Source organism: Paraburkholderia sp. (assembly GCF_034668105.1).
Classification (GTDB): domain Bacteria; phylum Pseudomonadota; class Gammaproteobacteria; order Burkholderiales; family Burkholderiaceae; genus Paraburkholderia.
This window is the reverse complement of record NZ_JAXDPY010000688.1, coordinates 1-6,843: the sequence shown is the minus strand read 5'-3', so window position 1 is coordinate 6,843 and position 6,843 is coordinate 1. Positions and strand designations below refer to the sequence as shown.

Sequence of the window (6,843 nt, the reverse complement as noted above, 5' to 3'; positions counted from 1 at the left end):
GCTGCCCTGCCCGTTCGGCACCCGGCGCACCTGGAAATGCAGGATGCGCGGCTGGTCGGCGATATTGCTCATCGAGTAGGCGCGCACGCCCGCGACGCCCGGCAGTTCGAGCAGCGCGTACTGGCCGGGTTCGAACTGCATGTCGGCGGACAGTTCGAAGCGGAACTCGTGGATGACGTGCGTGATCGGACGCCGCCCCGTCAGTGTGCCGGTGACGCGGCGCGGCGCGTGAATCGGCGCGTAATGCGCCGCCGGACGCAGCTTGATGCTGCAGTCGCCGCGCGGCGAGCATTGACAGCCGAGATAGCGGTTGCGCGCGCGATCTTTATCGGTCCATGCCGGTGCTTGCTGCCATTTGACGTCGACCGCGCCTTCGAGCAGTTCGAACTTGCAGTTGCCGCATGCACCGACGTTGCATTCATAGGGAAACGCAATGCCCGCCCGCAACGCGGCGCGTAACAGCGTGTCCTGCTGGTCGCAGTCGAACGAGAGGTCGGAACCCGCGAGAGTGATGCGATGCGCAACGTCGGACATACTGTTCCCTTCATCAGATTGGCGTCATATCGGCGGCCGGTACCCCAACGTGGACGAGATACCTTCAGCCGCATTCAACAGGTGCGGCACGCATGCGCGCAGCGCCTTCTTGGTCAACCGCTGCGACGGGCCACCAACCCCCACCGCCGCCACCACCGCGCCGGTCAGGTCGCGCACCGGCGCAGCGATGCCGCGCATGCCCAGTTCCGATTCTTCGTCGTCGATCGAGTAGTTCTCGCGACGTACTTTTTCAAGCGTTTTCAGAAACGCCTGCGTATCGGTGTTGGTATTCGGCGTGCGTGCCACCAGACCGGCTTTCAGCACCCGCGCGACCACGTCTGGCGTGCGGAATGCGACCAGCACCTGGCCTTCGGCGGTGCAGAACGCCGGCTTGCGCACACCGATGTACGAGCGCATGCGGATCGCCTGGTCGCTTTCCAGGTTGAACAGATAAACGATGCTGGTGTCGTCGAGTACCGCGAGGTGCACCGTTTCGCCCGTGTGTTCACGCAGCACGTGCAGAAAAGGCACGGCCTGCTTCGACACGTCGATCCGGCGGCGCACCAGCGCACCCAGCGTGAACAGCTGGATGCCGAGCCGGTAACGACCGTTCTCCTCGTTCTGCTCCAGCAGGCCCTCGGAAACCAGCGTGGTGGCAAGACGATGAACCGTGCTCTTTGCCAGGCCCATGCGCTTCGCCAGATTGCTGATGCCGATCTCCGGCTCCTGCTCCGAAAATACTTTCAGTACGCGAATCGCCGCCGCCACCGACGACAACCGCCCGTCTCCCGCATCACCTTTTTCTTCCGGTATCGCTTGCGTTTCGGCACTTGTCATGGACTATATCCCAGTCTTCCAAATTGGAACAACGTTCCTTATACAGGAACGATAATAGGTGCTGAGAAAGGTGTGGAGTTTTGCCTGCCTGCCCATGCACACCTGTTCCCGCCTTGCACTCCCGACATGATATCCGGACCGCCAGCGTATGCGCGACAAGGCATTTCCCGATTCGGCGGCAATCGTGGCAGAGGGCTGTTGCAAGCAGGGATTCCTGCCATGAACCGCACAAGCGTTCCATATACAACGTGCACGTTCCGCCTGGCGTAACACCGCAAACAACATGAGTAAATACCCTAGATGGCTTTTTCTTGACTTAGGTTCCTAAACAAAGCCAAACTCCTTACATCGCTCTTCGTGGACCGACGTTCCACATAAAAGAACGATATCAGGAATCCAGCACAAGCATCTGTTTCAGCCTCACCGCATCACGGGCCGGGAATTGCAGCGTATTCGCGGATCGGCCGTACGAGCGGGTACCCAACAACCGGGTGCCTGGCCGTCAAGGTTATGAATTTAGGCATCCGGAACGATCGTTCGGATCGTTTTGGCAGCGCCTTCTCTCATCGGCATCAGAACAACCCGGCATTCGACCGGGACCCCAATCAATTGCTGGGATGGAGACAACATGAAAAAGACAGTCGCGCTTCTCGCCTTACCCATCATGGCGGGCGTCGCTCACGCCCAAAGTTCGGTGACCCTCTACGGCATGGTCGACGCCGGCGTCGTTTATATCAACAATCAATCGGGTCATTCCAACATCGAATCGGTTACCGGCCAGACCAACGGCAGCCGTTTCGGCTTTCGTGGCGTGGAGGATCTGGGCGGCGGGATGAAGGCGATCTTCGTGCTCGAAAACGGCTTCGATCCGTCGAACGGCAAATTGCTGCAAGGCGGCCGGTTGTTCGGACGGCAATCCTATGTGGGCTTGCAAAGCCCGTACGGCGCGCTGACACTCGGCCGCCAGTACGATCCGATGACCGCCTACGTGGGCGAAATCGCCGCGACGTCGATGTGGGCGTGGGTCGCGACCCATCCCGGCGACTTCGACAATCTGAATTCGAACTTCCGCGTGGACAACGCGGTGAAATACGCCACACCCGACATGGCGGGCTTGCAGATCAGCGGCATTTTCGCGCCCGGCGGCGTGGCAGGCGACTTCGCGAGCAAACGGGTCTATACGCTCGGCGCCAACTATCAGCATGGACCGTTCACGGCGGCGGTGGCCTACGATCACCTGAACAATCCGGCCACGGCCGCGTTCGACGGCACGGCGGAGCCCGGCACGGCCGGCTTCACGTCGCCGGGCAAGAGCCCGGTATTCAGCGGCTATCTGTCCGCCAATACGATGGAGATTTTCGGCGCGGGCCTCGCGTACACCATCGGGCAGGCGAAGCTCGGACTGGTCTATACGAACACCCGCTTCCACAACATTCTGCATACCCCGACGACGCCGAACTCCGGTTCCGCGACGTTCAACAGCTACGAAGCGAACGCGCGTTACTACTTCACGCCGGCGTTTATCCTCGGCGCGTCGTTCGACTACACCCGGGCGGAAACCGCCAAATATGAACAGGTCGACTTCGGCCCGGATTACTTCCTCTCGAAGAGCACCGACGTGCTGGTGGTCGGCGTGTGGCAGCACGCTTCGGGCATCGATTCGACCGGCAAGCCTGCGGTCGCCGCGATCGGCTCGCTCGGACAATCCACCACGCCCACGCAGATCGCCGTGAAGTTTTCGTTGCGGCACCGCTTCTAAGGAGAGCACGAGTGAAGAGTTCAGGTTTGTTGCGCGTTGCCGCGCTGACATGCGCTGTCGCGGCCGCGCTGCCGGGTGTGCCGGCCGCTGGTGCAGCCACCCCTGCGGCCGCCCCAACTGTCGTCCATGTCGGCATAGCGAACGCGAGTAGCGATGTCGCGTTCTTCATCGCCGACAAGAAAGGCTATTTCCGCCAGGAAGGCATCGACGCGCGTTTCGTCCCGTTTGATTCCGGCGCGAAGATGGTGGCGCCGCTCGGCGCCGGTCAACTCGACGTGGCCGGCGGCTCGCCCTCGGCCGGACTGTATAACGCGGTGGTGCGTGGCATCGGCATCAAGGTCGTCGCGGACAAAGGTTCGACGCCGCCCGGCTACGGCTACCAACCGCTGCTGGTGCGCAAGGACCTCGTGGCGAGCGGACGCTACAAGACGCTGGCCGACCTCAAGGGCATGAAGGTGGCCGGCAGCGCGACCGGCAGCGCGTCGACCTCGACCATGAATGAAGCGCTGAAAAAGGCGGGTCTGAAGACGAGCGATGTCGAGCGCATCTATCTCGGCTTTCCGCAACACGTGATGGCGCTGGAGAACAAGGCCGTCGATGCCGCGCTGACAACCGAACCCTCCGCCACCGAAGCCGTGCGCAGCGGCGCCGCAGTGCGCGTGATGGGCGACGACCAGATCTATCCGAATCACCAACTGGCCGTTGTGCTGTATTCGAGCGTTTTCATCCACGATCATCCGGACACGGCCAAGGCCTTCATGCGTGCCTATCTGCGCGCCGTTCGCGACTACAACGACTCACTCGCGAACGGCAGGATCGCCGGACCGAATGCCGACGAGGTGATCGCGATACTCACGCAGTACACGCCGATCAAGGATGCGTCGGTCTATCGCACGATCGTGCCGCAAGGCACGAACCCCGACGGCAAGCTCAACATCGCCAGCCTCGAAAACGACCTCGCGTTCTTCAAGCGCGAGGGCGTCGTCAAGGGCAACGTGACGGTCGCGCAGGTGGTGGACACCTCGTTCGTCGACGCCGCCGATGCCGCGCTCGGCCCCTATAAGCCACGCACCAGATAGCCGAGGATTATCGTTATGGCCACACCGCTAGTGTCATCGCCGTCGTCCGGCGAGCCGGCCCATTTGCCGCCGCCCGCGTCGCAGTCATACGACGCCGCGTATGAAGACGCGAACGCCAAGATTCGCCTGCGTCATCTGACCAAGTCGTTCCAGACGCAAGGCGGCCTCGTCACCGCGCTCAATGACGTGTCGCTCGACATTCCGTCCGGCTGCTTCTTCATGATCGTCGGCCCGAGCGGCTGCGGCAAGACAACCCTGCTGCGTATCCTCGCGAACCTCGAAACACCGACCTCGGGCAGCGTCGAGATCACCGCGCCCGCCGAATTCCGGCCCGGCAACTCGATGGTGTTTCAGGGCGATTCGCTGTTCCCGTGGATGACCGTCTACGACAACGCCGCCTATGGCCTCGCGCTGCGGCACGTGCCCAAAGCCGAGATTCGCGACGTAGTCGGCCACTATCTGAGCCGCACCGGCCTGACGCGTTTTGCGAAAGCGTATCCGCATCAACTGTCGGGCGGCATGCGGCAGCGCGTCTCGATTGTGCGGGCGTTCGCGAACGATCCGGACATCCTGCTGATGGACGAGCCGTTCTCCGCACTCGACGAACAGAACAAGTTGCTGCTTCAGGAAGAACTGCTGCGCATCTGGGAAGAAACGCGCAAGACCGTGCTGTTCATTACCCATAGCGTCGACGAAGCCGTCACGCTCGGCGATCGCATCATGGTGATGACCGCGCAGCCCGGCAGCGCGAAGCAGATCGTCGACGTGCCGTTCGAGCGGCCACGCTCGGTGCTGGAGTTGCGCGCACGGCCTGAATACGGCGAATTCGTTTATTCCATCTGGGGCCAGTTGCGCGATGAGGTCGAGCGCGCGCGAGCCCGCGATCTTGGCGGGAAACAATCATGAAAACGGTCGTAAAGACAACACAGCCAGTGCCCACCACGCAGGCCCGTTCGGCAAACGCCGCCAGGCGCCGCTCATTCGTATCCGCCACACAGCGCGACCGCCTGATCAGCATCGCATCGCCCGTCGTGCTGTTGCTTCTGTGGCAGATCGCAGCGCAAACCGGCTTGATCGACGAACGCTTCTTCCCCGCGCCGACGAAAATCTTCGCGACCTTCGTCGCCCTCGTCAACGACGGCTCGCTCTGGGACAACACCTGGGCGACCTTGCAGCGGCTGTTCTGGGGCTGCCTGATCGGAGGTATTCCGGCGCTGCTGCTCGGCGTGGCGACGGGATTATCGCGGCCGTTGCGCGCGGTCTTCGACCCGTTGATCGCCGCGACCTATCCGGTGCCGAAAAGCGCCATTTTCCCGTTGCTGCTGCTGATCTGCGGGCTCGGCGAGGCGTCGAAGATCGCCATGGTCGCGATCGGCGTGTTTTATCCCGTGCTCATCAATACCGCGACCGGCGTGCTGGAAATCAACAAGATCTATCTGGACGTGGGGCGCAACTTCCGCGCGAGCCGCTGGCAAGTGTTCCGCACGATCGCGTTGCCGGGCGCCGTGCCGCACATCATGAGCGGCATCAAGCTCGGTCTTGGCCTCGGTCTGATGCTGATCGCGATTGCCGAGATGATCGGCTCGAAGAGCGGTTTGGGCTACATGATCTGGAATGCGTGGGAATTGCTGTCGGTGGAGCAGATGTATGTCGGCCTGCTGGTGATCGCCTTCCTCGGCTACGGCATTTCACTGTTGTTGACCGAACTCGAACGCAAGCTGATTCCGTGGAAGGCAAGCCGCTGACCCTCGCCCTCTTTCCATCGGCGTTCAACTGACTCTAATCAAGCCACCATGGATAACTATCAGACAGAAAAGTATCAGACAGAAAAGCAGTTGCTGGCGGACGCGATCCTGATGCTCGAACGCGCCGAGGTGATCGATTTCAACGGTCATTTCAGCTGGCGCATTCCAGGCCGGGACCAGATGCTGATCAACTCGGGCAAATCGGTGCGCAGCGCGCTGACCGCCCGTGACATCGTCACGATCGATTTCGACGGCAATCTCGTCGAAGGCGATGCGGTGCCGCCGATGGAGTTCCACATTCACGCGGAGATTTACAGGCGGCGTGCGGATGTCAGCTCGGTCGTCCATTCGCATCCGCTGTGGTCGACGCTCTTCAGCATGACGGGCCGCGCCGTCGAACCGGTCATCATGCAGGCGGCCGTGCTCGGTGAAATCCGCCGGTTCGGCAAGACTGCGTCGATCAATCGTAAGCCGCTGGGCGAGGAACTTGCCGAGGCGCTCGGTCCGCACCGCGTCATCATGCTGAAGTCGCACGGCGCGGTGGTCGCCGCCGAAGGCATTCTCGAAACCTTCGTACTCGCGTTCTATCTGGAAGAGAACGCGCAACGCCAGTATCTGGCGAGCCAGCTTGGCGAGCCGATGGTGCTCTCCGCGGAACAGGTCGAGACGATCGGCCGTAATCTGTGGAAGCCGAATCTGCTGCAGAAGGTGTGGGACTACCACGCAGGCAAGCTCTCCCGCGAGTCGCCGGCGAGCCCATGATCGAACGCATTCCGATCTATCTGCTGACGGGCTTTCTCGGCAGCGGCAAGACCACGCTGCTTAAAAGCTGGCTACAGCAGCCGCTATTGCGGAACTCGGCGTTGATCGTCAACGAGATCGGCGCGGT

The 6,843-nt window shown here is 61.9% G+C and carries 8 protein-coding genes; 6 read left to right on the top strand and 2 right to left on the bottom strand.

From position 1 onward, the window contains the following. Both QOC89_RS30325 and QOC89_RS30320 read right to left on the bottom strand, forming a co-directional pair. The coding region (locus QOC89_RS30325; RefSeq protein WP_323048414.1) for a 2Fe-2S iron-sulfur cluster-binding protein at window positions 1-534 on the bottom strand (534 nt) is incomplete at its 3' end. A 24-nt stretch (window positions 535-558) separates the two neighbouring features. Continuing rightward, window positions 559-1,371 carry an IclR family transcriptional regulator gene (locus tag QOC89_RS30320; RefSeq protein ID WP_323048413.1) on the bottom strand — a complete coding sequence of 271 codons (813 nt, stop codon included), beginning with the start codon at window positions 1,369-1,371 and terminating at the stop codon, window positions 559-561. A gap of 628 nt (window positions 1,372-1,999) precedes the next feature. On the opposite strand from QOC89_RS30320, the gene QOC89_RS30315 reads away from it, so the two are divergent. The 6 genes from QOC89_RS30315 to QOC89_RS30290 all read left to right on the top strand — a co-directional run. Next, window positions 2,000-3,130, top strand: coding sequence for a porin (locus QOC89_RS30315; RefSeq protein WP_323048412.1), 1,131 nt, complete (start codon window positions 2,000-2,002; stop codon window positions 3,128-3,130). Between the two features lie 11 nt (window positions 3,131-3,141). Further along, on the top strand, window positions 3,142-4,209 hold the full coding sequence (locus QOC89_RS30310; protein WP_323048411.1) for an ABC transporter substrate-binding protein: 1,068 nt from the start codon (window positions 3,142-3,144) through the stop codon (window positions 4,207-4,209). Window positions 4,210-4,224: 15 nt separating this feature from the next. Further along, window positions 4,225-5,115: an ABC transporter ATP-binding protein gene (locus tag QOC89_RS30305; protein WP_323048410.1), complete on the top strand. Its 891-nt coding sequence runs from the start codon at window positions 4,225-4,227 to the stop codon at window positions 5,113-5,115. After that, the gene (locus tag QOC89_RS30300; protein ID WP_323048409.1) at window positions 5,112-5,954 is read left to right on the top strand and encodes an ABC transporter permease; all 843 of its coding nucleotides are present in this window, start codon (window positions 5,112-5,114) and stop codon (window positions 5,952-5,954) included. The genes QOC89_RS30305 and QOC89_RS30300 overlap by 4 nt, the downstream gene beginning before the upstream one ends. A gap of 48 nt (window positions 5,955-6,002) precedes the next feature. Next, on the top strand, window positions 6,003-6,716 hold the full coding sequence (locus tag QOC89_RS30295) for a class II aldolase/adducin family protein (RefSeq protein ID WP_323048408.1): 714 nt from the start codon (window positions 6,003-6,005) through the stop codon (window positions 6,714-6,716). After that, window positions 6,713-6,843: GTP-binding protein (locus QOC89_RS30290; RefSeq protein ID WP_323048415.1), on the top strand; the 131-nt coding region annotated here is incomplete at its 3' end. The genes QOC89_RS30295 and QOC89_RS30290, both read left to right, overlap by 4 nt.